Consider the following 24,598-nt stretch of genomic DNA (forward strand, 5'->3'; position numbering starts at 1 on the left):
ATGAGGGGATGTACACCGAAGAAAGCGAATACATTTTATGTTTACTTTAAATATCTCAATATTTCAAAAAGTTTGTTAGCTTCTTTCACAAAATCCTTTCCTTGCTGGGAGCGTTCTATTTCATGCCTTTCCAAATCGTCCATTTATTCTTTTTTTCCAGTGCATTAAGTTCCTAGAACTTATGTATAAACGTTTCTACACAAAAAAAGCGGAGCATCAGCGCTCCGCTTTTTCAGCCAATCGGCTTAGAAAAATTTGAATTTCCCTTTTTTGAATACGAGTGATGGTCCGCCTACCATGAAGAGTGAACGGTTATCGATCACTTTTTTCATGAATGAAGCTTTCACACCAGTCAATTTCTTACCGTAAACAACACCGATTGCATCGTCTTCACCTAGTGAGCAGACAGTACCTTTGATGTCCGGCTTGAAGTTTTCCAACTGATCTTTACCGTGAACAAGTGCTGCGATGTTGCGCGCACATGTTTCCCCTTGCTGCATGGCGATCTGTGCAGTCGGAGGATAAGGGCGTTCTGTTTCTTCGTTGATCATGAGTGAACAGTCACCGAGGACGAAGATATCGTCATGGCCAGGTGCACGAAGGTCAAGGTTGACTTTGACACGGGCACGCATGTTTTCGATGCCTGATTTCTCGATGAGGGTGCTTCCGCGCACGCCTGCTGCCCATACGATGGTACCGGCTTTGAGTTCCTCGATTTCATCTTCGCTTTTCGCAATAAGGACACTGCCTTCTCTTGCTTCTTTAAGCGGAGTTCCGATCGAGAATTCCACGCCTTTCTTCTCAAGTGCCGCACGAGCGTATTTCACTAGTTCCGGATCGAATCCAGGAAGGATCATCGGAGCAGCTTCCACACAGACGATGCGTACTTTCTTCTGATCGATATCGTACTCTTTGCATAGCTCAGGGACACGGTTACCAAGCTCACCTAGGAACTCGATTCCTGTGAAACCTGCACCACCGACGACGATCGTCAAACGCTCATCGTTGATTTCACCTTCTGCTTTGTACGTAGCGAATTGGAGATCGATATGGTCACGGATCTGACGTGCACCATTCACATTGGAGATTGTGAACGCATGCTCGTGAAGACCTTGGATACCGAATGTTTCAGCTTCTGCACCAAGTCCGATCACAAGGTAATCATACTCGACATCACCCTGGTCCGTTACGACTTTCTTCTCAGCTACTTTAATATCTTCAACAGATGCTTGAAGGAAGTTGACCTTGCTAGTATTAACCACACCTTTGATATCGTAGCGTACACGATCATGATGCAGTGTACCAGCTGATGCTTCATGCAACCATGTTGTTTCATAGTGATAATCATTTTTATTCACTAGGATAATTTCTGCGTCATTCGTACCCAATTGTTTTTGAAGACGGGTAACCGTCATCAATCCAGCGTAACCTGCACCTAAAACGACAACTCTTGGCTTTCTCAACTGAATCACATCCACCTTTTATTTAGATTTGTGTAGGATAGTATTAGAATCCTCCACATGATAGGTTTTTATCCCGTAAGTCTCATCCATCTTCTTTTCCCTGGATTGATGGGAATCAAACGGCACAACACCTTTATTAAAACGGTAATGAATAATATAAAGACAAAGGAACAAGAAAGTATGTGACATCTTTCACGAACTAGGACATAAGACCGCGAAAATTGTCATAAATCCTTAACAATACGTCCATATAACATAATATGCTTTTTGCTGCGGTTTTTCAAGATATTAAGGCTAAATAATAAACTTAAGAATATTGGAAAAACGACAGTTTTCTCATTCATAAGTCTGAATTATCGCCTGCCCCATTTCAAATCATAGGAAGAATGGAATTGCGTATGATAGAATACGTTATAATAAATGAAATTTCGGAGGGATCGCAAGTGAAGGAAGATCAAAAAGTATACGATATCACGGTCATCGGCGGAGGCCCTACAGGGTTATTCACGGCCTTCTACGGGGGAATGAGGAAGGCATCCGTCAAAGTCATCGAAAGCCTGCCCCAGCTCGGCGGACAGCTCGCCACCCTTTATCCTGAAAAGTACATATATGATGTTGCCGGATTCCCCAAGGTAAAGGCACAGGACCTGGTCAACAACCTGAAAGAACAGATGTCGAAGTTCGAAACGACAGTCTGCCTCGAACAAGCGGTCGAACAAGTCGAGAAACAGGGCGACGGCTGCTTCAAACTGACAACAGACAAAGAAATCCACTACTCCAGGACCATCATCATCACAGCCGGGAATGGAGCATTCCAACCTCGACGCCTGGAGCTTGAAGGGGCACTGGAATACGAAGGGAAAAACCTTCATTACTTTGTAGATAACCTTGAATACTTCCGTGGTAAAAACGTTGCCATCTGCGGCGGCGGTGATTCTGCGGTGGACTGGGCGCTCATGCTCGAACCGGTGGCAAGCAAGGTACAGCTCATCCATCGCAGGGACAAATTCCGCGCTCACGAGCACAGTGTCGAGCTTCTGGAACAATCGAGCGTCGAACTCAAGACCCCGTTCGTTCCATCCGATCTGGTGGCAGATGGAGAGCGAATCAACCAGCTTGTTCTCGATAAGGTGAAGAGCGAAGAAAAAGAAGTGATTGATTTCGACGAATTGATCGTGAACTTCGGTTTCGTCTCATCCCTTGGCCCGATCAAGGACTGGGGTCTGGATATCGAGAAAAATTCCATCGTGGTGAACTCCCGCATGGAGACGAATATCCCGGGAATCTATGCAGCTGGTGACATCAGCACGTATGACGGCAAGGTCAAACTGATCGCAAGCGGATTCGGCGAAGCGCCTACAGCCGTCAACAATGCGAAGGCCTTCATGGATCCAAAGGCACGGGTACAGCCTCTTCATAGTACGTCCATGTTCAATGATTGACCTCCTAAGGGCAGCAGGGAATCCCCCTGCTGCCCTTTTTTTGTTTAATCCGGGCGCCTTCGGGTAAAAAATAAGTATGAATCCATTTAGAAAGGGAGATCAAATCAATGAATGTATTAGTGATCGGAGCCAACGGCCATACGGGTCGTCTCATCGTAAAGGAACTCGCTCACAGTGAACAGCATTTCGTCAAGGCGATGATCCGCAAGACCGAGCAGGCAGAAGAAATGGAAAGCCTCGGCGCACGACCGATTGTCGCCGATCTTGAAGGGGACTTCTCCTATGCCCTCGATAACGTGAACGCCGTCATCTTCGCAGCCGGAAGCGGCGGAAGCACCGGAGATGACAAAACTCGCGCCGTTGATCGGGAGGGCGCCATAAAAGCCATCGACTTTGCGAAAGAGAAAGGCATCGAACGTTTCGTGATGCTCAGTTCCATGGGAGCCGACAACCCTTCAAACGGACCTGAAGGCCTCCAATACTATCTGGAAGCCAAGGGGATTGCCGATGAACACCTCAAAGAGAGCGGGCTGAACTATACGATCATCCGCCCAGGTGCCCTTAGCTTTGATTCGGGAACAGGCAAAATCACGGCTTCTGAGTCCATTGCGGACAAAAGCAATGATATCCCCCGCGAGGACGTAGCAAAGGTCCTCGTCGAATCGATCACCACAGAGGAAACGTATCACAAAGTATTTGAAATCCTCGGTGGGGACGTACCAGTTGAGCAAGCACTCAAGACTATATGACCAGCGGCCGCCTTCATAATGAAGGCGGCTTTTTCATGCATGGCTGGGTAGGTACCCATCCTGAATGGATTGAATACGATATAGCACTATATCCACTGATTGGGTTGATGACATGAGCAACGAATCCAAAGCCATCTTCGGGGCTTCCGTCACAGCGGTCGGTACCGTCATCGCCGCAGTGGGAGCCACCCCCTTCCGTGTCCTCTCCAAACCGTTCCGACTGGATTTGAGCGTCATCGGAAACGTCATGCAAGGAGTGGGGAACGGAATCGAGGCCGATACCCAAGAACCTTTTTCCCTCGGCCGGATCGGAAATGAAATTCAATCCCTCGGAAACTCGACGGTCGTCGCCGGACTGATCATCAACTTTGACGATGAAACGAAGCAAAAGTTGGTGATCACCGGGAACTGGTTCCAGGCTCTGGGAGGAACCGCTGCCCTCGGACCGGAGTTCAGTGAACCCAACCCCGATATAAACGACGGCCTGTCGATCATAGGAAACATCCTTCAGGTGACCGGGAATTCCCTCCAGGCCATCAACGGCATCGAGAACCTGAAAAAAAGTAGGATCCAAAAGAAGCTTCAGTATCCTGATGACGGGGACGATGATGACGGAAGCTTCCGCACCTTTGATGTGGTCGGCAGCTGGATTCAGGCGACCGGAGCCGTCATATCCCTGATCAGTACGATCGGCATCCCTGAATGCAGCAGGTTCGGGTATCTTGTAAAAGAAGATGATTCGGAAGATCCCACATAAAAATCCCCTGACCGGAGAATGATCAGGGGATTTTCGTTGTTTTTATGAATCAGCATTCCTCAGGCGTACCTTTATTATTGGCCGTCACAAACGATGATCCGCACCCGCATGACGCGATGGCGTTCGGATTATCGATGGTGAAGCCTCCGCCCATCATGGACTGCTTATAGTCGATCTTTGTGCCATTCAGGATGGCAGCGTCGTTTTTTGCCACGACCAACTTGATGCCGTGCTGTTCAAGGAGGGTATCCCCTTCCTGCACGTCATGCTCGAATCCCATCCCGTAGGACAGGCCGCTGCATCCACCGCCTTTGACCCCTACGCGGAGCATGGCATCCAGCTCATCATGTTCCTGCATCATATCCTTGATCTGACCGGCGGCAGCTTCCGTCAGGTTGACGATTTCACTCATTACTTACACCTCCAGCACCTTATGGTATCTATAGTATACTCCTTTCTATTTTACTACTCAACCGAAGTGGATGCGCCAAAAAAAGGCTCACCCTCTCCATTTATAATAGAAAGAAGAAAATGCCTCTCCGACTAGGGAGCAGGCATTGAATTAAAACATCGGGTTTTCTTCAAGGAATTGATATATTTCATCCACCAATCCCTGTGGTGTATCGCCTGTTACGACTTCCCCGTTAACGAGGGCGTACATGGATTGGGCACATTTGCCGCAGTACCCGAGACAGCCGTATTCGATGACATCGAGATTCGGGTCCCTCTCCAATATTTCAAGCGCTGCCTGCGCACCACTCGCAAGATTGCTGATACAAAATTCGATTATTGGTTTCAACGCGATCACCTCACTGCTGTTATGCTACCTTTTTTTATTTTAAACGTCAATCATTCGTCACTGATTGAATTGGTATAACAGATTGTGAACAATTTACCTTGTTTCTGTTGTGAAAAAGGCGTGATTTCGATATACTTTTAGTGACAAAAGGATTCGAATATATTATTCAAATGTAATTAGTCCTCATATTGAAAGTGCTTACTTCTATAGGGTCCTGTTCAAGGGTCTCTATGCACCCTGTTCTCTGGGGATAAAATCAACGCTACTGTGGCTATCATACTGTAGAGTGCAAAAGGGGAAATCTGTATGAAACATTTAGTGCTGCTCGGCGGCGGATATGGCAATATGCGCGTACTCCTTCGCTTATTACCGAATCAACTTCCAGAAGATGTATCGATCACCCTGATCGACCGCAATCCGTATCACTGCTTGAAAACAGAATATTACGCCCTCGCGGCAGGGACCATTTCCGATCACCATGTGAGGGTCACCTTCCCTGAGCATGAACGCCTTTCCTACATATATGGAGATGTGACACAGGTCGACATGGACACCAAACAAATCCATATCGCCGGCCAGGATTCGGTCCCATACGACGATCTCGTCATCGGATTGGGCTGTGAGGACAAGTTCCACGGAGTCCCTGGTGCTGAAGAGAATTCGTACAGCATTCAAACCATCGAGAAATCCAGGAAGACGTATCATACCTTGAATAGCCTTCCTGCGGGCTCCATCGTCGGGATCGTAGGGGCCGGATTAAGCGGCATCGAGCTTGCCAGTGAACTCCGTGAGAGCCGCAGCGATCTGAAGATCAAGCTCTTCGACCGCGGCCCCCGTATCCTCAATGCTTTCCCGGAACGCCTCAGCTCCTATGTGCATGGCTGGTTCGACGAGAACAACGTCGAAATCGTGAACAATTCCAATATCACGAAGGTGGATCCGACAATCCTTCACAATCACGAAGAGCAGATTCACTGTGATGCCATCGTATGGACGGCGGGTATCCAACCGAGCAAGGTGGTGCGCGACATGAATGTCGAATCGGACGCGAGTGGGCGTGTTGTCATCAGCAAGTACCATAACCTCCCGAATGATGAGCATGTCTACATCGTCGGGGACTGCGCCAGCCTCCCACAGGCACCGAGTGCACAACTCGCGGAAGGACAGGCAGAACAGATCGTCACCATCCTGCTGAAACGCTGGGCCAATGAGCCCCTTCCCGAGACGCTTCCTAAGATCAAGCTGAAAGGGATCCTCGGTTCCCTCGGCAAAAAGCATGGCTTCGGTCTCGTGAATGAGCGTTCCATTACGGGTCGTGTCGCACGACTATTGAAGTCCGGTGTGCTCTGGATGTACAAATATCATAACGGATAATGGAAACGCCCGGTGTTCCCGGGCGTTTTCTTTATTGAAAAAAGCATTCCATCACGGGAATGCTTTCGTTCATACGGCCTTGTAACCATACTTCTCGAGCTCTGAATACACGTCTTTCAGGCGCGGATTCCCCTCGCCCACGATCGTCCCTTCCACCGTCACTACGGGATAAAAGAGATCTTCTTCAATCACACGTGCGGAAAACTCCTTGAAGACGTCATTCTCGGGAGGAGAATGGATATCGATATACGTGATGGTGAAAGGCTGTTCGGGGTACTTCCTCCCGATTGCGGCCTCCAGCCACTCGTACGTTTCTTTTGATGACGGCAGGTTCACACAGCTTGGACATGTGACTTCTGCTCCATACACACATAGTTCGATCGGTTTCATGGCAGACTCCCCTTTGGCGTGTTCCTATGACCATTTTACAAAAATGCCGGGTGATTTGGAACTCCAATTTTGACATTGAAGGTGTTTTTATCATATCTTGGTAGTAATCCATTAACCACCAGCGTGTGGAAATGACGGGATCGACGATCTATGCCACGAAAAAAATCACCATTCTTTTCAGGTTGATAGATTTTTTGTGGATATGTCATTATAATAGGAGATAAGGAAAGGAGTCGATCAAATATGACTGAACAAACAGATATGATGTCGTCCGTACAGGAAGTATTAGATAAATTGCGTCCGTTCCTCCTTCGCGATGGCGGTGACTGTGAGCTCGTCGACGTAGAAGACGGGATCGTCAAACTTCGCCTATTGGGTGCATGCGGAAGCTGCCCGAGTTCAACCATCACCCTCAAAGCAGGTATCGAGCGTGCCCTGGTTGAAGAAGTACCTGGAATCGTCGAAGTAGAACAAGTCTTTTAATGCAATGAAGAACAGCTCCGGACTCCCGAAGCTGTTCTTTTTTTATAGGGCCGTCCTCGGTTCTTTTCCTTCAAGGACTGCCTGTATATTATCGGTGCAAAGCCTGACCATATCATACCTCGTATCGACGGATGAGCTCCCGATATGAGGGAGCACCACGACCCTATCCAGTGAAAGGAGAGGGTGGTCCATGGAGATCGGCTCCTTGGTGAACACATCCAGTCCGGCTCCCGCAATCATCCCTTCACGAATCGCTTCCACCAGTGCATCTTCATCCACGATAGGTCCCCTGGCGGCGTTGATGAAGATCGCGCTGTCTTTCATCATGGCAAACTGTTCTCTCTGGAACAACCCTTTCGTCTCCTCTGTCAGTGGAGCAAGGACCACAACGAAATCGGACTCCTTCAACAGCTCATTAAGGGATGTGAATGACGCACCCAAGGCTTCTTCCGCTTCCGGTCTACGGTTACGGTTGTGATAAAGGACGTCCATGCTGAACCCCTTGGCTCTTCTCGCAACCGCTTCCCCTATGCTACCCATTCCGACGATCCCTAAGGTTTTGTGATGGATATCCGCTCCGGCGAGGAGGAGTGGCGACCAGCTTTTCCATTCGCCTTCCCTTATGTATCGATCACCTTCCACGATCCGTCTTGCCGTAGCCATCATCAAACCAAAGGCAAGGTCCGCCGTCGTTTCCGTCAAGACGTCCGGGGTATTGCAGACCGCGACGCCCTTTTCCTTTGCGTACGCCACATCGATATTATCAAACCCCACTGCCAGATTGGCGACGACTTTCAGGTGTTCTCCCTGATCGAGCAATTCACCGTCAATCCGGTCCGAAAGCATCGTCAGGAGTGCGGACGCCTTCCCTGCTTTCTCCAATAGGACCTCCCTCGGCACTTTCACATCGTCCTGGTCCCACATTTCCACTTCATAACGATCCTGCAGTGGCTGTATCAATGTTTCAGGTAGCTTGCGCGTAATGTAAATGAACGGTTTCAAGAGCTGTTCCCCACTTTCATGTTGGTAGTCGACTATACTACCAGTGTAGCATAAAAGCAGGGGATCTTCTTATCATAGCCAGTCGATCACGGGGATTCCCCATTTCTTCACAGGGACCTCCGACATATGGTAAAAGTCTGCGAGAAAGGACTCATACTGACCCGAATTCCTCAAGTGGACGTTCAATTGATCCTCCACAAGCTTTTTTTGCTGCTCGGAAGTCGAAATATAATACTCTTCGATACACTCGAAATAATGAAGCGGGAAAAGGAGGCGGGAATACATCAGTCTCCAAGCAAAGGGGGATAACGGATTGATTTTTTCATACTCCCGGATGAATTCCTGCAGCTCGGGGTGGAACGTCTGACTCTTCTCGAAGTACTTCTCCCTCACCCACTCGGCCAGATCACGCGTGCTGTGATCGAATACCCACTGAAACGGGAAGTGTATACAGTTCTCGGTCCCCCACGTATGCTGTCCGAACCGTTCGTGGCAGATCGTCCCGGCATCGGCGACATCGGGATCTTCATCAAGCTCCGTATCCACGAGATACTGTATGGCATTCTCAGCGAGAGCGGTGTAATAAGGGTAGCTTTCAACAAACCGCTCTTCGAATTCATCAACAGGCTGATCCTGGATCACTTGATAATATGCCTTCTCAAGCTGGGAAAGCCTCCGTTCCCATAGCATCTTCCACTGTCCCATCCTGTTGATTTTTTCGACCTTCTCCTCATACAGCCTTCCCCTGAAGTGGAACTTGCCCAACTTCCTTCCGAGTGCATTTCCCTCAGGAGGCGAAAGCGGCTCATTCCGGAGGACGACGAAGTCCTTTTCTCCTTCCGTGACCAGGAACTTCCCTTCGTTGCTCTGTACAAAACGCGACGTATACCGGTCCCCTTGAGCGCTGAGATGCTCCGACAATTTATAGATCTCCACGAGGGTTTCCTGTTCCGTATTCGATACGCCGACAATACTATATAAAGATCCCCCAGCCATGTATCGGTTCATCGTCCCATCAAAGAATGTTCGTTCTGGGCGCAACCCAAAATGGTTCATCAATAGTTCTGAAGACATCACGTTCTCTCCTTAAAAACCAGAATAGTGGCCCATATCGTCATCATAAATATGAATACGCTCATCGTGCCGAGGGCATGAATGAAAAGAATGACTTATTAGTAAAGTCTATTTTCCATGCCATCATCATATGAGTAAAAAACAGGGCTTCGTCTAATCGAAACAGGGGCTATCATTATCTTCCAAGGAAAAGGTGAATAGGATGAAGGATAAAGAATCGATGGATTTATTAGAGAAAACGGCACGCAATTGGCTTCTCGAAAGAGGAGTGACTATCGAAGATATTGCAGAGCTGGTCATGTTCCTGCAGAAAAAATATCATCCTGATCTTGAAATGAAGGAATGCATCCATAATGTCGAGAGGGTGCTGACGAAACGGGAAGTCCAAAATGCGATCCTGACCGGGATTCAACTGGATAAGCTGGGTGAAAAGAAAATGCTTGAAGAACCCCTTCAAGCCATCATCGAAGTAGACGAAGGCTTATACGGGGTAGATGAAATCCTCGCTTTTTCCATTGTAAATGTCTATGGATCAATCGGATTCACCAACTACGGGTATATCGATAAATTAAAACCGGGGATACTGGAACGATTGAACGATAAGTCCACCGGTATGTGCCACACCTTCCTCGATGACATCGTCGGTGCCATCGCTGCCGCTGCTTCAAGCAGGCTCGCTCACCGTGCCAAGCACCAAGACTGAGGGCAAAAGAAAAATCAGACGGAGCTCCGTCTGATTTTTTTAGTGTGTTAAGAAGCGATGCCCAGTGACCCTCTCTTCAAAAGAAACATTCCCCTCATTCAACCATCGTATAACCAATTAATAGAACCTTTTTACTAACTTACTGTTGCACTATGTGCTATACTTAGATATAGTTACAATTATAGTTGTAATAATTATCACTATAGTGGGACTAAAGCAATGAACGGCAAAATACATCTAACAAGGCGATCACTTTATGCATTTCGCAGAATTCGAATCAAATTTCACGCTACCCAAAACGGAAATAGAGGTGGATTCCATGAAAACATTAAGTGATCAAGCCCTTTTAGATGCATATAAAAAAGCAAAGTTATTAAACCTCAGCTCTGAATTCATTCTATTGATCGAAGAGGAATTGAAGAAAAGAAAACTGGGATCAATAACTCGATAGTTCCTTCTCGCTGATGACCTTTTGCTCATCCTTCGACGGCATGATATCCGACCAGTGAACTTCCAATGCATTGATGATTGCATGGAGTTTATTCAACGATGGATTCGCCTCCCCTTTTTCAATTAACGAGATGTAATTAACCGTTAATCCGCATACACGACTTAATTCCTGAATGGTGATTTCTCTCGATCTTCTATGATGTCTGATTTTCTTCCCGACAAGTTCTGTAACACTCATTACCTCACTACCCTTTTAAAATTCTTTAGAATTGATGTGTGTTGTTTCGCGTCCAAATAAGAAACAATGTCTTCCATTCTTAAAGTTGCCTTACTTTTCGTAAAGAATAGTTAGAAACTGAAAAGGTACCAATGCTAATAGTCCACAATTTTCATCTTGTCTGTTGTCTTTACCCGATTAAGTCTCATTTAACACATGAAAAGATTAGAAAAATTGTAGCTTTTTTAAACCTTTTCAAACTCTATCAGTATTGGCAAGAAGAAGACCTTCTGTTCGAATTGATGGTACTGGGAAAGTTAGCTAGAGGGAGTAGTTAAATCCTGATGGAGTAAACGCAAATTCCACGAACGCTCATACGTTAAGTTGAATGAGGGATGTCACAATCATAGGGTGTGTAGGCATTCAAAACAGATATCTGTCTTTTTTTCTTCTTAAACACTAGTTCTATTTTACTTATACAAGGGGACGTTGTCCACGAAAAATGTGTAATTTCTTATGGGATTTCCCTCTTAAATACCAAAAATTTTCACACTTGATCAAGAGAGAAGCCTGTCCTCCCGAGGGAGGACAGGCTTCTCTTCACTGATTATATTTCCCATTGGCCAAGATGGTCCAATGAATACGTAGGTTGCTCTTTCTTTTCTTTCAACATCTCCTTCGGTGTCACTCCCGTGTGAACCATCAGGGTGTCGATACCGGCACGGATTCCGGCCATGATATCGGTGTCGTAGTTATCCCCCACCATGAGGGTCTCTTCTTTACTTGTGCCGAGTACAGAAAGCGCCTGTTCCATGATGATCGGCTCAGGCTTCCCGATGAATACTGGCTCGGTCCCCGTTGAGACGGTCACGACTGACGTCAGCGAACCGTTCCCCGGAAGAAGTCCCCTTTCAGTCGGGATGGCGATGTCTCCATTGGTCGAGATGAACTCTGCCCCATTTCGAACCGCAAGGCAAGCAAGGGATAACTTTTCATAGTTGATCTCTCGGTCAATCCCAACGATGACGAAATCCACTCCTTCGTCCTTAAGGGTGATCCCTTTGTTCTCGAGTGCATCACGTATTCCTTCCTCACCGATCACGTAGGCACTGCCCCCTGGTTTCCTTTCATGGACGTATTGAGCAGTCGCCATCGACGTCGTGAACACTTGTGCGGCTTCAGCCGGGATATCGAATCCGCGCAATTTTTCTGCCACCTGCTCCGGTCTTCTTGAAGAGTTATTCGTCACAAATAGATAGGGGATGCCATTTTGTTGAAGACTGCGGATGAAATCACCCGCTTCTTCAATCTTTTCTGTCCCTTTATACATGGTCCCATCCAAATCGATGAGATATCCTTTGTAGTCTTTCATTTTCTCCACCTCATTAAGAAAACGCTTTCTGAACAGAAAGCGTTTCGTTATCAATTTTTAAATGCCGATACCGGGCCAAGCTCGTTTTCAAGATAGCTTCTGATTTCATTGGGGAAGCGCTCCAGATTGGTCTTGATATCTTCCAGCAAGACCTGGATTTCCTCAATATCGACAGACGGATAGTCCTGAACAAGATCCTTCCGTGTGGCAATGAACCGCTTGAAGTCCCCACTCATCTCTTCGTCGATCACTTTTTCGTCGAGGAGGATATCAATGATATCATCATAACTCCCAGGATCCCTCATGATGAAACCATCGATCATGCTATTGCCTACATCCAGGATCGATTCAATCAAGGTGTGGGCGATACGCTCAAGGGCAAGCTTCCCGTAGGGCTTGTCCCATTCCCGGCCTTCCGTGTATAGGACCAGTTGATCCTGCATGAATACGAGTCTTTCTTCGATTTTTTCCCTGTCCACAAAATACATTATGTCCACCTCATCTCGCAGTACTGTCCCCATTTTATCACAGATTCCGGTAGCCGACTAAGATCGGATGTTGCACATCAACCTGATTTTGTTATGATGAATGGAGCGATATACAAATGGAGGGAATTCAAGTGGAAGAACGTTTTTATCTTTATGACGACCAGGAACAGACCCGCACCCGATTCGTCAGCTTCATGGGAGAAGAGCAGCGCTACGACCTGGCCATTACCCAGACCGAACGATACTACGGGAAATCCTTGGTCTTTGATCTACAGGGAAATCGCTTCGCCATCATCGGACGCGACGACCTGGACGAACCCGGCTATTTGGAAAGCACATTCAAGCTTACGGAAGAAGAAGCCGGTGAATTAAGGGATTTCCTCTCTGAAGTCATTATGTAATCATGAATGAAGCTATACCGCATTTCACATACTATTCCCAAACGAAAGTGAGGGAATACCATGCCGGATAAAGAGAATCAGTCATATACAGACTTCTCCAATGTAGAAACGGGTCGAAACTTCCTCGTCCCTGAGACCCTTCCAGAAGGTCCCTATGGATCGCCCATCGGGAAGAAGACCCCGGTTGAGAACAAGAGCACCCCATGGAAAGAGGGACAGCGCTATTATAGCGCCTTCAACTATGAGAACAAATCGCTCCACCAGGATATCCCCCGGCAAATGCCGGGTGCCCATCCTCCCCATGCGGATCCGGACCGGAATGAAGAACCGCCCTATACAGAAAATGAGTAAAAACAAAAGGAACAACATAGACGTTGTTCCTTTTGTTCATTTCTTTACTTTTTTCACAAGAAAGTATGCACAACCGAAGTTACAGTACTCATACAAGTAATCCTTATGGGTGCTCACCTTTGTATCGAAAGAAGACTTCTGGTTCTGATCATCGAAGAACCCCTTTAAACGCAGCTGACCGTACCCCCAGTCACCTAAGATGTAATCATATTTACTCAAGATATCACTGTACCGTTCCTTGAAAGCTTCCTCATTGAATCCATCCCGATACTCATCTATGATTTCATAGCATGTATTCTGTATGCAGATCATACTCCCACCTACTTTCCTTTTTCTCTCTACTTTAAATTATAACGGATTGTCCATTAATTACTATGATAAATTGCATTTCAGGTTGGTCACCCTAGAAATAGGGGGTGTTTTGATTGAAGAAAACATTCGTAAGCTTTGCCATACTCGGCCTGACTGTGACCAGTGCCGGTTGTAATGGTATCAACAAATCGAATGAAGAAATGTTCCATGACAACGGAAATACAATCAATGTTAACGATAGAGAAGATCTCTACAACAAAGACAGCTGGACCAAAAAGGGCTCACAACGCGGAGAAGACTTTGGATATGTGCGACACCAAAAGACTCCCGGCAGCAACGCTATGCCAATGAAGGATATGTACAGCATCAACAGGGAACAAGTGGCGGATACCATCAGTAAAATGAGTGTCGGCATCCCCCACGTGAAAGACTGCGCGACCCTCGTCACCGACGAAGAAGTCCTCGTTTCATATGTAACGGATAAAACCGATAAAGACGGACGGTTCAATATCGCCGACCAGGTTAAGAAAACCGCCATGTCAGTCATACCAAGATGGTACCATGTATATGTAACCGATGATAAAGTCCTCATGAGGGATGTGGAAAACCTGGCGAAGATGGATACCGATAGCCAGCACGTAAGCGATAGCATCGACAACACCATCAGCCTCATGCTACAGGATTCCCCCCAAGGCAGGGAAATAAACAACGGTGAAAACGCCAACGGCGAAATGTCCTCAGACTACGAAATGCAAGACGACGACGTCCACCAGATCAACCCGGATAAAATCAGAAAAGACAATATCATGGACTAACGAAAAGCGGAGGCGGGTCGCCCTGAGATGACAAGCATAAGACGAGACACCCGGAAAGGCGTCCTTTGCCTTTTTGGGTGTCTTGGCTTATGACCTCGAGCCTCAACCCGCCGGAGCTAGACATCACGAAAAGCGGAGGCGGGTCGCCCTGAGGCGACAAGCATAAGGCGAAGCACCCGGAAAGGCGTCCTTTGCCTTTTTGGGTGTCTTGGCTTATGGCCTCGGGCCTCAACACGCCCCGTAAACATCAAAAAGCATCCCGGAATCCGGGATGCTTTTGCATTATGCGTTTTGAGTCTCTTGTTCACCAGCTGCCTGTCTTGCTTTGGCTGCGGCATTGACTTGTTCGTCCGCGTGGTAGGAAGAACGCACGAGTGGACCTGCTTCACAGTGGCTGAAGCCTTTTTCCATGGCGGCTTCACGAAGTTCAGCGAACTCATCAGGGTGATAGTATTTTTGAACTTTCAAGTGTTTTTTGGAAGGCTGCAGATATTGACCAAGCGTAACAATATCCACATGGTTCGCACGAAGATCATCCATTGTTTCAAGGATCTCTTCCTTCGTTTCACCTAGACCTACCATGATGCTTGATTTTGTCGGGATGTCAGGGTTGAGTTCTTTTGCACGGCGAAGGAACTCAAGGGTACGGTCGTATGTTGCACGGGCACGAACTCTTGGAGTCAGACGGCGTACCGTTTCCACGTTATAGTTCATGATATCCGGTTTCGCATCCATCAATGTTTTGATGTTTTCGAAAACTCCGCCCATATCGGAAGGAAGTACTTCAATAGACGTGAACGGACTCTTCCGGCGGATGGCACGTACCGTTTCAGCAAATACCTGGGAACCTCCGTCTTTCAGATCATCACGAGCAACAGCGGTAACAACCACGTGCTTCAGGTTCATGAGCTGAACGGAATCCGCAACGCGTTCCGGTTCTGCCAGATCAAGTTCATTCGGAAGGCCTGTTTTGACTGCACAGAAGCGGCAGGCACGCGTACATACGTCACCAAGGATCATGAATGTAGCCGTACGGCGTGTTCCCCAGCATTCATGGATATTCGGGCAGCGGGCTTCTTCACATACTGTGTGAAGATTCTTTTCCCTCATCATTTTCTTAAGACCCATATAATTATCATTCGTATTCAGCTTAATTTTAAGCCAATCCGGTTTTCTGATATGTTCTTCTTTCTTGCTCATCCTCCACATCTCCCATCCTAAATAGTTGACTTAGGCAAAGAGTGAAACGCAAATACAGCTCGTTCATCTTATGTAAAAAAGCCATCATCAATAAGTCTCTTTTGTCACTTTATCATACTAAAAATGCGAAAACAAGCATGCTGACCATGATTACCATTTATTGATGTTAATGAAAATACGTTCTGGAAACAAACTATAAACAGATAGAAATCCTAGGAGGGTTGCCCTTGTTGAATAAGGTGATTTTCACTGCTCTCATGTTCTTCTTCATTGTCATCCATCCGGTTCAACTGACCGTCGCAAAGGAAATGTCAGAAGAACAGATCCATAATAAAAGGATGGAGCTTTTCAAAAAAAATGAAGCCCTCACCCAAATTCCCTGGTATTATATGGCGGCCATCGATCAATACGAGAGAAGTTTACGCTTCTCAAGGCAGGACCGGGAAAAACCCACCTCGCCGATCTCCATTCACATCAGCCCTGAAACATGGACCGGCGCCCTCAATCCCAACCGGGAAGATGCCAATCCATTGACCATCTCCCTATTCGACGGGTTCGGTCGCGATGGAGACCTTGACGGGAAAGCCAGCCTGCTGAGCGATGAAGATCGCCTTGCATCCCTTTCCCACTTCATTCTTCGCTATGGGATCGATCACGATAATGTGAAGCTTGCTCTATGGGAGTATTACAAGCGGGATAAGACTGTCAGCATCATCATGGGGAAAGCAATGGTGTACAAGAAGTTCGACACGATCCATCTGAACGCGAAAGCATTCCCCCTCCCCCAGAGGTATAACTACAGCTACCGGAATACATGGGGGGATGCCAGGGGTTGGGGCGGTAAACGGATGCATGAGGGAACAGATCTGTTTGCCGATTATGGGGTCCCGGTCCGGTCCACTTCATACGGCATCGTCGAAATGAAAGGATGGAATCGATATGGGGGATGGCGCATCGGAATACGTGATATCAATAATACGTATCACTATTATGCACATCTGAACGGATTCTCCAAAGATCTGAAGGTCGGTCAGATGGTCGAGCCCGGCATGGTGATCGGAGGCGTGGGGAGTTCCGGATACGGTCCCCCAGGGACAGCAGGAAAATTCCCTCCCCATCTTCATTATGGTATGTACAAAGACAATGGAATCACAGAGTGGTCCTTCGACCCGTACCCTCACCTGAAAATGTGGGAGCGACAGGATCGGGCAAAGGAAGAATAAAAAAAGCAGACAAGGGAGATCATCCCATCGTCTGCTTTTTCCTTATGCCTGCTTCTGCTTTTTCGAACTGATGACGGCATTGGCTATGCTCGCTACAAGTCCGCCCCAAATGATTACGATACCAACGATCATGCTGATGATAGCTGCTGTACCCATTAGCTTACCTCCTTGTATGTGGTGTCAGCTTCTGTTTTGGAGCTCCAACGCTTGACGGTAAAGAGGAATCCAAGTACAAGGGCAAAGGCTGCCACAGCCCATCCGCTTAAGTTGATGAACATATCTGGATACCCTTCATAGTTTCCGTTTTCAGTGTCAAATTGTTTCAGAAGATTGATTTTGAACAAACCAAACATCATGAAACCGAGGACAACCGGTGTGATGACTCCTAGACAAACCTTCCACCAGGCTCCCAGACGGATATCAGAGATTTCATTGGCATGCGCTTGAAGCGGGTTGAGCTTGCGCAAGAACCAAACGACCACGATGACTTCGATCAATCCGACGAATGCCACTCCGAATTGATTGATGAAGTAGTCAGCTACGTCGAGGAAGAGTAATCCTCCCTGCGTTGCGAATAGGATCGAAACCAAAGCCGAAAGTCCGCCTCCGAACAGAACGGCTTTCTTTCTGGAAAGTCCGAATTTCTCTGAGACTGCTGCCACATAGGTCTCGGTTATCGAGATCAGGGAGGTCAATCCTGCCAGGACAAGTGAGGCGAAGAATAGGAATCCGAACAAGCCATTCAACGCAGGGAAGGAATTGATGATCTGCGGGAATACGACGAATGCAAGCCCCACTCCTCCGCTAACGACTTCCTGAACCGATACCCCTTGAGACTGGGCCATGAAGCCCAATGCTGCGAAAACCCCGATCCCTGCCAGCAATTCAAAGCTGGAGTTCCCGAAACCGGTAATGAATGCGTTATTGGTGATATCCGATTTTTTCGGAAGATAACTTGAGTACGTAATCATGATGGCGAAAGCAATAGATAGACTGAAGAAAATTTGTCCATACGCTGCCACCCACACGCTAGGATCGGCGATTTTCGAGAAATCTGGTTTGAAGAAGGCATCCAGGCCTTCCAGAGCTCCAGGAAGAGTGACGGCTCTGATCACAATGATTAAGAATAAAATGACAAGTGCCGGAATGAAGATCTTGTTCGCCACTTCAATTCCCTTTTTGACTCCACGGAAGAGGATACCGAGGGCAACCACCCATACAATGACCAGTGGAATGAATACGCCAGGGACGATGCTTCCCGTCTGCCCTGCACTCACATCCAGTTTCAAGTATTCCCCGAACAAGAAACCTTCTGTATCATCTCCCCAGCCAAGATTGAAGGAGAATACACTGTACGACATGGCCCAGGCGATGATGACTGAGTAGTAGGTCGAGATGACAAACGCAATGGCAACCTGCCACCAGCCAAGCCATTCAAGCTTGCGGTTCATCCTGAAATAAGAAAGAGGAGCTGAGCCACGATATTTATGCCCGATCGTGAATTCCAGGATCAAAAGCGGAATCCCCGCCGTTAAGAGAGCGAATAGATACGGGATGAAGAATGCTCCTCCTCCATTTTCATAGGCGACCGCCGGAAAGCGCCAGATATTCCCTAGTCCAATGGCGGATCCGACAGCCGCCATAATAAAGCCTGCACGGGTGCCGAACTGACTGCGATTTTCCATCTTATTTCCCCCTGTGTCATTCCAATCATATAAGATTGAAATTTTTATATTTTCTGAACATTAAATCTAAAGACAGTATAGCTAGTTCTAGGACAATTGTCAAAGAGATTTTTCATAATTCAGATACATTACAGGAGAATGCATTACTAATTCCCCACACCTCTTTCCCCATATAAAGATGCGCTTGCGGAGAACTGTTGATAACTCATCATTCCCGAATTAAAAAAGAAGCCGGGATGAATTCCCGGCTTCTTGCTAATGCTGTTCTGCCACTGTTTCTGATTTCTTGCCGACCAGGAACGATACTCCAACAACGAGCACGATGACCGTCAACAGCCCGAGCCACGTGTTCTCGGTGAATCCAAGGACAAGATAGCCGACAGCGGCTGCACCCGCTGCAATGAGGGCATATGGCAGCTGGGTGAGGACGTGGTCGATGTGATTGCTCCCTGCCCCGGTGGAGGAAAGAATGGTGGTGTCTGAAATCGGAGAACAGTGGTCTCCGAATACCGCTCCAGCAAGGACAGCAGCCATTGATGGAAGCAGGATCGTAATATCCGTGTTGGCCGCAATCTCTCCAGCAATCGGGAGTAGCAACCCGAAGGATCCCCAAGAAGTTCCCGTTGAAAAGGCCATGAATCCAGCCACAACGAACAGGATGAACGGCAGGGCCGCAACAGGTATGTTCGATTGTTCAACGAGACCTGCAAGATACTTTCCTGTCTCCAATTCTCCGATCAGCGTAACGATCGTCCAAGCGAAGAACAAAATGTAAACGGCTGGCAACATCGACTTAACCCCTTCAATGATCCCTTTACCGAGCGCACTCCCTTCCACGCCTTTCATGCTCACCTGTCTGAGGAAGAAGAGCAGGGAAACGATGAATCCGACGATCCCTCCGAGAATCAGAGAAAGCGTTACATCGGTGTTCTCGAACACTTTGAGAAGGTCGAAAGATCCCACCGCACGGTATCCAGTCCAAAGCATGGCCCCGACTGTCCCTACGACAAGAGCGACGATGGGCCAGACAAGGTCACCTACTGTTCCCCTAGGACTGACGGGAAGCTCATTTTTAAGCTCTCCAGGGATTTCTTTTGATGCATCATACAGCTCTCCAGTCTGGATTGCTTTCACTTCATGCTCCCGCATTTTGCCAAAGTCGATACCCCTGATGGCAATCAACAATACGAAAAGGATCGTGGCCCAAACGTAGAAGTTCATGGGAACAACTTGCACGAAGGCTGAAAATGCCGAGATGTCGGTTACATTATGGGCAGCCAGGATCGTTCCCATGATCCCGATGATGTACGCCCCCCAGCTTGAAACCGGTGAAACAACACAGATTGGGGCTGAGGTAGAATCAATGATATAGGCAAGTTTTGCCCTTGAAATGTTGTGACGGTCCGTGACAGGACGTGCCACCTGACCGACCGCAAGTGCATTGAAATAATCATCGATGAAGATGATGATACCGAGTACGGCAGCAAGGAGTTGTGCACCCCTGCGGGTCTTCACGCGCTTGATGGCCCATTCACCGAAGGCACGGCTTCCGCCCGTGATATTGATGAATGCCGTGATGATACCAAGCAGAAGCAGGAAAAGAATGATGAAGATATTCCCCTTATTCCATTCTCCATCTGCGTAAAGATTTCCGATGAATCCATCCCATACGAGGGAGAGCGTTTCACCGATCGAAAAATTAGCTATTAAAAGTGCGGATGCCACAATCCCTACACCGAGGGATAATAGTACCCTCCGCGTCAATACGACCATCAAGATGGCCAAGAGTGGCGGGATTAATGAATAAATGGTGTTTTCCATGATTTCCTCCTATGAATTGATAGGGGGGAATGCTGAAACATGATAGAAGGCAAACAAAAAAGGCAATGATAGAGATACTATCATTACCTTGTCAGTAACGTCAGTGCTCCATCACGATCTGTAGCTCCCCATTATAGAGTGCCTCTATAATGACAGTGTCATCCTTTTTCAAGATGACCCCAGCATCCATGCATTCGACATGCATGACTACTTCGGCAAAAGTTCCCTTTCATCTGTTCTCTCTGTTGTCATCCTCAAACAGCTTACTAATGAACCCTGCGCCTCTACCCCATCGGATTGACGATGTGGTTGCTTATAAAATTTTCTATACAACTATATCAAACTGCCGGGTCTTTGACAATGAATATTCCCCATTGGAAATATTTTAAACCTATCACGCAAAAAAGACCCCCACTAGTGAGAGGTCATGTACGGGAAGGAATCCCGACTTCAAAATCCGGATCAAAGCCTGTGATGATCACATCAAATTCCTTGCTTAAATCGATTTCATAAGGGGATTCCAGCCGTTCTCCCCCTTCTTCGACGATCCGGACAACAGGGCGGTCGGTCACCCCTTGATTCTGCTCGGCCACGATGGCTTTCCGATCATCATTCAGCTCGATGATCATTCCATTCGGATAGATGGCCACGGAGCGCCTGAAGGCTTCAATGACCTCCCTGTCGAACAAGGTCCCCGCTCCTGCATAAAGGATCTCGAGGGCCTGATGGGGAAGCATGGCATCCCGGTATACCCGATTGGAGGTCATGGCATCAAAGACGTCAGCGACCGCGATGATCTTGGCGAATGGATGGATATCTTCTTCCTTGATCCCCCGGGGATACCCGGATCCGTCTAATCTCTCATGATGCTGATACGCACAGTGCGCTACCAGGATGGATACTGAATGGAGGCCGCGGAGAATTTCGAATCCCCTCTCGGAGTGAAGTTTGATTTCAGCAAATTCCGCTTCCGTCAGTCTGCCCGGCTTCATGAGGATTTCCTCAGATATGCACATCTTGCCGATATCATGAAGAATCGCTCCCACCCCGAGCTGTTCCAGCTGCTTTTGGGGAAGATTCAGCTTGAGGCCGATCGAAAGGGTATAAAGTGTCACATTGAACGAATGATGAAAGATATAAGAATCATAGGAGAAGACATCTGTCAGGATCGTCAGAAGGTCATTGTTCTCCTTGACTTCCTGCAGGACGACTCCGATGATGCCAGTCATTTGCCTGGCACTCTCCTCAAACAGCACGCTTTTCGGGATGCTCGATTGCTTGACCTGACTGAATGCCTTCTCGATGCTTTTGATCGTCTCCTGTCTCACTTTCTTTGAAACGGTCTCTTTGACCTCAATTCCATGGGAAAGAGAATCTTCGATATAAACATATTGGATATTCAACTCTAACAGCCGCTGAATCATGCGATCCGTGAGCGGCACGCGATCATGAATCAGCATCTTCCCTCTCATGTTATAGACCGGTGAACCTAGAACCATGCCGGATCTGATGGACCTTGTAGAAATGAGCATCATACTAATCTCCTATATATCCCCTTCATTTTTCGACAAAATTTACTAATATGTCCATTATAAAGGAAACCTGTAATTCTGCAAGGTATAATTACCTATTGCAAGGGATTATTCATAGAAGAATGGCAAATCGGTTCCATCAATTCTTCATTTTGCCTAGTTTCCACCCAAGCACATCCCGTAAGAATTCAGGCATGAAATATTTCTTGGGTTTTGTTTTAAGGGATGGGAAGAAGTGACCGAATGTAAACATATCCGGCAGAGCCACCTTGTAGCTCTCATGTGGGTCAAGACGTGCTCCCCCCACCAACAGATCACCTTCAGTAAAGCTGATATTGGTGTAGACGAATTGCCCGAGTACCCTACCCCTGAATCCCAGACCTTTCACTTCAAGGGCTGGCCATGATTCATTAAGGGTAAGCATGATGACCTCCTTGAGTTCTTCTCCAGTGAGCGTGATCAGACACGGATTGATAGGGTGAGGCAATATATGATGGAGGTCTCTCTTAGTGACTGGCCCTTTTTGCAGACCTTCCATGAGGAGTCCTGCATTCACGAGAGAACAATCGGCATCCGTCCACTCCATGAGTGCCTCACTGAGAAGGAGCGGTAGCGGCGACGGAGCATACCAGTCGACGGAGAGCCCTGTTTTCAGATCAGCAATTTCTTCCTCCAGTAATGCTTGCCCCTCTAGTACCCACCTTCGCTCCTCATTCGGCTCACCCCCGGTCTCAGGAAGATCTTCATACGCATAGAGACCAGCTTTCCCTGAGAGGATCTCCTTACTAGAAGAATCGACTTCGATCACCATATGACCGACGAAGTTGCCGTACTTGCCTGCTGCACCGAGAAGGGTGTTGTTGACTTTTTTCCCTTCTTGAAGGATGTGATGGGTGTGGGCCCCAAGAATGACATCCACTTCAGGGAACTCCGCTCCTATCACTTCGTCATCACGAATGCCCAGATGGGATAAAAGAATAAGCACGTCCACTTTTGGCCTCAGTTCATCCAGCAGCTTCCGCAACTCAGCGATCGGCTCGGTGACGGTCCAACCCAGTGCCTGATAAAAAGGATAGAAAGGCGCCGTTAAACCGAGTACCCCGATCTTCACGTCCCCTTTTGTCCGGTATATGTGATAAGGGGTTGCCCAATCCGGCATACCCATGGATTCGTCAAAGAGGTTTCCAAGTATGATCGGAAATCCCGCATCATCATACAGTTGATTCAGTTCTTCATGATCAAGGGTGATGCCTTCGTTGTTCCCGATGGTGACTCCGTCGTACCCTGCTTCGTTCAGGAATTTGACGTTTCCCTTCCCCAGGGTGGCCTCTGTGAGGGGGTGTGAGCGATCGACATGATCGCCTACATCGAATACAAAGACCTCTTCTCCTTCGCTCTCATGCAGCAGTCGCCTGTCCTTCATGAGGTCCCGGATTCTCGACCAGTGTTCAAAATGACTATGCAAATCATTGGTGTGGTATATATGGATCGTTTCTTTCAATTAAGCTCACTCCTGTAAGGCATTGCCTTTTTCTACATGTGCATCAGAACAGATCCAGCTGCTTCGGTGCAAGGCCGCTGTACCGTATTCCAAGGTGTTCAATCATCTGTTTGGCATTATCCGCTGCGTCCCCGCCTGAATTATTATTGAAAAGGATATACAGATCCTTTGATTCTTGCTCAAGCTTCCTTATATGGGGAATCCACTCTTCAAGTTCGGACTGATTATAACGATAGAGATAACGGACCTCCCGCCAATTGTCCTTCCCCGTATGATTCCAGCCATACACATTTCGCCCGTGAAACCGGATGAGCGTGGCATCTCCGTTCGTTGCTTCGACCACTCTTGGGACAGAACCTTCTCCAGCCTGAGGCTCATCACAGATTGAATGGATCCAGTCTTCATTCTTCATGAAACCAAGCGTCCCCTGGCGGAATTCGGGCGAATACCAGCTTTGGTGACGAAACTCCAGAGACACTGGGATACCCTGCATCAGTTCCCTGCAATATCTGATATAGTTCACATTATCTTTTGTACAGTCGAACCATGGCGGGAATTGGAATAGGACCATGGCAAGCTTTCCGCTCTCCAGGAAAGGGACGATGGATTCCTTGAATGCCGCAAACATGACATCCTTTGATTCAAACGGGATTTCACCCCGCTGATGCCCCGTCATCCCCTGATAGGCCTTCACGATGAATCGGAACGCATCAGGGGTTTCATCCACCCATTTCCTTACATTCTTCACCGGCTGTACGGCATAAAAGGATGCATCCACTTCCACCACCGGGAAGTGGGCGCCGTACTCCTTCAGCTTATCCCTTGCCGGGACGTTTTCATAAAGGGTGTCATGGTCCCCCCACCCTGTCACTCCAACATAGATCATCGTTCAGCACCTGCCTTTTATGTGAATTCATTCTATCACAGAACCCATCTGATTTCCGGTTGGAGGTGTCGGAGTCGCATGTCAAAAGAACCTTCAACATTTTTTTTA

28 protein-coding genes and 1 riboswitch are annotated in these 24,598 nt (G+C 47.6%); of the genes, 11 read left to right on the plus strand and 17 right to left on the minus strand.

Features of this window, described 5'->3' with window-relative positions; all coding sequences use genetic code 11:
• Window positions 1-245: 245 nt before the first annotated feature.
• Complete coding sequence (locus K6T23_RS17160) at window positions 246-1,463, minus strand: NAD(P)/FAD-dependent oxidoreductase (RefSeq protein WP_053429316.1); 1,218 nt, start codon at window positions 1,461-1,463, stop codon at window positions 246-248.
• A 443-nt stretch (window positions 1,464-1,906) separates the two neighbouring features.
• Between K6T23_RS17160 and K6T23_RS17165 the strand changes: the two genes are divergently transcribed.
• The 3 genes from K6T23_RS17165 to K6T23_RS17175 all read left to right on the plus strand — a co-directional run bounded on the left by K6T23_RS17165 (window position 1,907) and on the right by K6T23_RS17175 (window position 4,411).
• A complete protein-coding gene (locus K6T23_RS17165; protein WP_048013276.1) occupies window positions 1,907-2,905 on the plus strand; it encodes an NAD(P)/FAD-dependent oxidoreductase in 999 nt (332 codons plus the stop codon).
• 107 nt (window positions 2,906-3,012) lie between these two features.
• Window positions 3,013-3,654, plus strand: a complete 642-nt coding sequence (locus K6T23_RS17170; RefSeq protein ID WP_048013277.1) for an SDR family oxidoreductase — start codon at window positions 3,013-3,015, stop codon at window positions 3,652-3,654.
• Between the two features lie 112 nt (window positions 3,655-3,766).
• A complete protein-coding gene (locus tag K6T23_RS17175) occupies window positions 3,767-4,411 on the plus strand; it encodes a DUF6944 family repetitive protein (protein WP_056541083.1) in 645 nt (214 codons plus the stop codon).
• A 49-nt stretch (window positions 4,412-4,460) separates the two neighbouring features.
• Here the strand turns inward: K6T23_RS17175 and K6T23_RS17180 are convergent, their stop codons facing one another.
• On the minus strand, window positions 4,461-4,823 hold the full coding sequence (locus K6T23_RS17180; protein ID WP_053429313.1) for a HesB/IscA family protein: 363 nt from the start codon (window positions 4,821-4,823) through the stop codon (window positions 4,461-4,463).
• 150 nt (window positions 4,824-4,973) lie between these two features.
• On the minus strand, window positions 4,974-5,210 hold the full coding sequence (locus K6T23_RS17185) for a YuzB family protein (protein ID WP_048007027.1): 237 nt from the start codon (window positions 5,208-5,210) through the stop codon (window positions 4,974-4,976).
• 306 nt (window positions 5,211-5,516) lie between these two features.
• On the opposite strand from K6T23_RS17185, the gene K6T23_RS17190 reads away from it, so the two are divergent.
• Window positions 5,517-6,584 carry an NAD(P)/FAD-dependent oxidoreductase gene (locus K6T23_RS17190; protein ID WP_238282003.1) on the plus strand — a complete coding sequence of 356 codons (1,068 nt, stop codon included), beginning with the start codon at window positions 5,517-5,519 and terminating at the stop codon, window positions 6,582-6,584.
• Window positions 6,585-6,653: 69 nt separating this feature from the next.
• Here K6T23_RS17190 and K6T23_RS17195 read toward each other — a convergent pair whose 3' ends face one another.
• Window positions 6,654-6,974, minus strand: coding sequence for a YuzD family protein (locus K6T23_RS17195; RefSeq protein WP_053429311.1), 321 nt, complete (start codon window positions 6,972-6,974; stop codon window positions 6,654-6,656).
• A gap of 243 nt (window positions 6,975-7,217) precedes the next feature.
• On the opposite strand from K6T23_RS17195, the gene K6T23_RS17200 reads away from it, so the two are divergent.
• On the plus strand, window positions 7,218-7,457 hold the full coding sequence (locus tag K6T23_RS17200; RefSeq protein WP_048007030.1) for a NifU family protein: 240 nt from the start codon (window positions 7,218-7,220) through the stop codon (window positions 7,455-7,457).
• 42 nt (window positions 7,458-7,499) lie between these two features.
• On the opposite strand, the gene K6T23_RS17205 is transcribed toward K6T23_RS17200, so the two are convergent.
• On the minus strand, window positions 7,500-8,459 hold the full coding sequence (locus K6T23_RS17205; RefSeq protein WP_238282006.1) for a 2-hydroxyacid dehydrogenase: 960 nt from the start codon (window positions 8,457-8,459) through the stop codon (window positions 7,500-7,502).
• Window positions 8,460-8,531: 72 nt separating this feature from the next.
• Window positions 8,532-9,533 carry a spore coat putative kinase YutH gene (gene yutH / locus K6T23_RS17210; protein ID WP_056541073.1) on the minus strand — a complete coding sequence of 334 codons (1,002 nt, stop codon included), beginning with the start codon at window positions 9,531-9,533 and terminating at the stop codon, window positions 8,532-8,534.
• 220 nt (window positions 9,534-9,753) lie between these two features.
• Here yutH and K6T23_RS17215 point away from each other — a divergent pair, with 220 nt between their 5' ends.
• Both K6T23_RS17215 and sda read left to right on the plus strand, forming a co-directional pair.
• Window positions 9,754-10,236, plus strand: a complete 483-nt coding sequence (locus K6T23_RS17215; protein WP_222115406.1) for a phosphatidylglycerophosphatase A family protein — start codon at window positions 9,754-9,756, stop codon at window positions 10,234-10,236.
• A gap of 319 nt (window positions 10,237-10,555) precedes the next feature.
• Window positions 10,556-10,687, plus strand: a complete 132-nt coding sequence (sda, locus tag K6T23_RS17220; protein ID WP_079516693.1) for a sporulation histidine kinase inhibitor Sda — start codon at window positions 10,556-10,558, stop codon at window positions 10,685-10,687.
• Here the strand turns inward: sda and K6T23_RS17225 are convergent.
• The 3 genes from K6T23_RS17225 to K6T23_RS17235 form a co-directional block, all read right to left on the minus strand.
• A complete protein-coding gene (locus K6T23_RS17225; RefSeq protein WP_053429306.1) occupies window positions 10,673-10,924 on the minus strand; it encodes a helix-turn-helix domain-containing protein in 252 nt (83 codons plus the stop codon). The two genes, sda and K6T23_RS17225, sit on opposite strands and share 15 nt — an antisense overlap.
• Before the next feature lie 586 nt (window positions 10,925-11,510).
• Complete coding sequence (locus K6T23_RS17230) at window positions 11,511-12,275, minus strand: TIGR01457 family HAD-type hydrolase (RefSeq protein WP_238282008.1); 765 nt, start codon at window positions 12,273-12,275, stop codon at window positions 11,511-11,513.
• Between the two features lie 50 nt (window positions 12,276-12,325).
• Window positions 12,326-12,763, minus strand: a complete 438-nt coding sequence (locus tag K6T23_RS17235) for a DUF86 domain-containing protein (RefSeq protein ID WP_238282011.1) — start codon at window positions 12,761-12,763, stop codon at window positions 12,326-12,328.
• A 131-nt stretch (window positions 12,764-12,894) separates the two neighbouring features.
• Between K6T23_RS17235 and K6T23_RS17240 the strand changes: the two genes are divergently transcribed.
• Entirely contained in the window at window positions 12,895-13,164 is a 270-nt protein-coding gene (locus tag K6T23_RS17240; RefSeq protein ID WP_053429303.1) for a DUF3055 domain-containing protein, read from the plus strand.
• 60 nt (window positions 13,165-13,224) lie between these two features.
• Window positions 13,225-13,515: a hypothetical protein gene (locus K6T23_RS17245; RefSeq protein ID WP_053429302.1), complete on the plus strand. Its 291-nt coding sequence runs from the start codon at window positions 13,225-13,227 to the stop codon at window positions 13,513-13,515.
• Window positions 13,516-13,551: 36 nt separating this feature from the next.
• Here the strand turns inward: K6T23_RS17245 and K6T23_RS17250 are convergent, their stop codons facing one another.
• Window positions 13,552-13,827, minus strand: coding sequence for a YutD family protein (locus K6T23_RS17250; RefSeq protein ID WP_056541062.1), 276 nt, complete (start codon window positions 13,825-13,827; stop codon window positions 13,552-13,554).
• Between the two features lie 113 nt (window positions 13,828-13,940).
• Here K6T23_RS17250 and K6T23_RS17255 point away from each other — a divergent pair, with 113 nt between their 5' ends.
• The gene (locus K6T23_RS17255) at window positions 13,941-14,642 is read left to right on the plus strand and encodes a YhcN/YlaJ family sporulation lipoprotein (protein ID WP_079515658.1); all 702 of its coding nucleotides are present in this window, start codon (window positions 13,941-13,943) and stop codon (window positions 14,640-14,642) included.
• 282 nt (window positions 14,643-14,924) lie between these two features.
• Here the strand turns inward: K6T23_RS17255 and lipA are convergent, their stop codons facing one another.
• Complete coding sequence (gene lipA, locus K6T23_RS17260; protein ID WP_053429300.1) at window positions 14,925-15,842, minus strand: lipoyl synthase; 918 nt, start codon at window positions 15,840-15,842, stop codon at window positions 14,925-14,927.
• 257 nt (window positions 15,843-16,099) lie between these two features.
• Here lipA and K6T23_RS17265 point away from each other — a divergent pair, with 257 nt between their 5' ends.
• Window positions 16,100-17,065: a M23 family metallopeptidase gene (locus tag K6T23_RS17265; protein ID WP_238284459.1), complete on the plus strand. Its 966-nt coding sequence runs from the start codon at window positions 16,100-16,102 to the stop codon at window positions 17,063-17,065.
• Window positions 17,066-17,107: 42 nt separating this feature from the next.
• On the opposite strand, the gene K6T23_RS17270 is transcribed toward K6T23_RS17265, so the two are convergent.
• From K6T23_RS17270 to K6T23_RS17295, 6 genes are all read right to left on the minus strand, one after another.
• A complete protein-coding gene (locus K6T23_RS17270; protein WP_238282026.1) occupies window positions 17,108-17,221 on the minus strand; it encodes a methionine/alanine import family NSS transporter small subunit in 114 nt (37 codons plus the stop codon).
• Window positions 17,221-18,750 (minus strand): sodium-dependent transporter, encoded by a 1,530-nt coding sequence (locus K6T23_RS17275; protein WP_056541056.1) that lies wholly within the window; start codon window positions 18,748-18,750, stop codon window positions 17,221-17,223. Before K6T23_RS17275 ends, K6T23_RS17270 begins: the two co-directional genes overlap by 1 nt.
• 255 nt (window positions 18,751-19,005) lie before the next feature.
• Entirely contained in the window at window positions 19,006-20,571 is a 1,566-nt protein-coding gene (locus K6T23_RS17280; RefSeq protein WP_238282029.1) for a Na+/H+ antiporter NhaC family protein, read from the minus strand.
• 113 nt (window positions 20,572-20,684) lie between these two features.
• Window positions 20,685-20,866, minus strand: a riboswitch (Lysine riboswitch).
• 130 nt (window positions 20,867-20,996) lie between these two features.
• Window positions 20,997-22,106, minus strand: coding sequence for an HD-GYP domain-containing protein (locus K6T23_RS17285; RefSeq protein WP_056541050.1), 1,110 nt, complete (start codon window positions 22,104-22,106; stop codon window positions 20,997-20,999).
• Window positions 22,107-22,242: 136 nt separating this feature from the next.
• A complete protein-coding gene (locus tag K6T23_RS17290; RefSeq protein ID WP_238282032.1) occupies window positions 22,243-23,604 on the minus strand; it encodes a bifunctional metallophosphatase/5'-nucleotidase in 1,362 nt (453 codons plus the stop codon).
• Between the two features lie 43 nt (window positions 23,605-23,647).
• The gene (locus tag K6T23_RS17295) at window positions 23,648-24,490 is read right to left on the minus strand and encodes a DUF72 domain-containing protein (protein WP_056541044.1); all 843 of its coding nucleotides are present in this window, start codon (window positions 24,488-24,490) and stop codon (window positions 23,648-23,650) included.
• Between the last annotated feature and the right edge of the window lie 108 nt (window positions 24,491-24,598).

Source organism: Rossellomorea marisflavi (genome assembly GCF_022170785.1).
GTDB classification, from domain to species: domain Bacteria; phylum Bacillota; class Bacilli; order Bacillales; family Bacillaceae_B; genus Rossellomorea; species Rossellomorea marisflavi_B.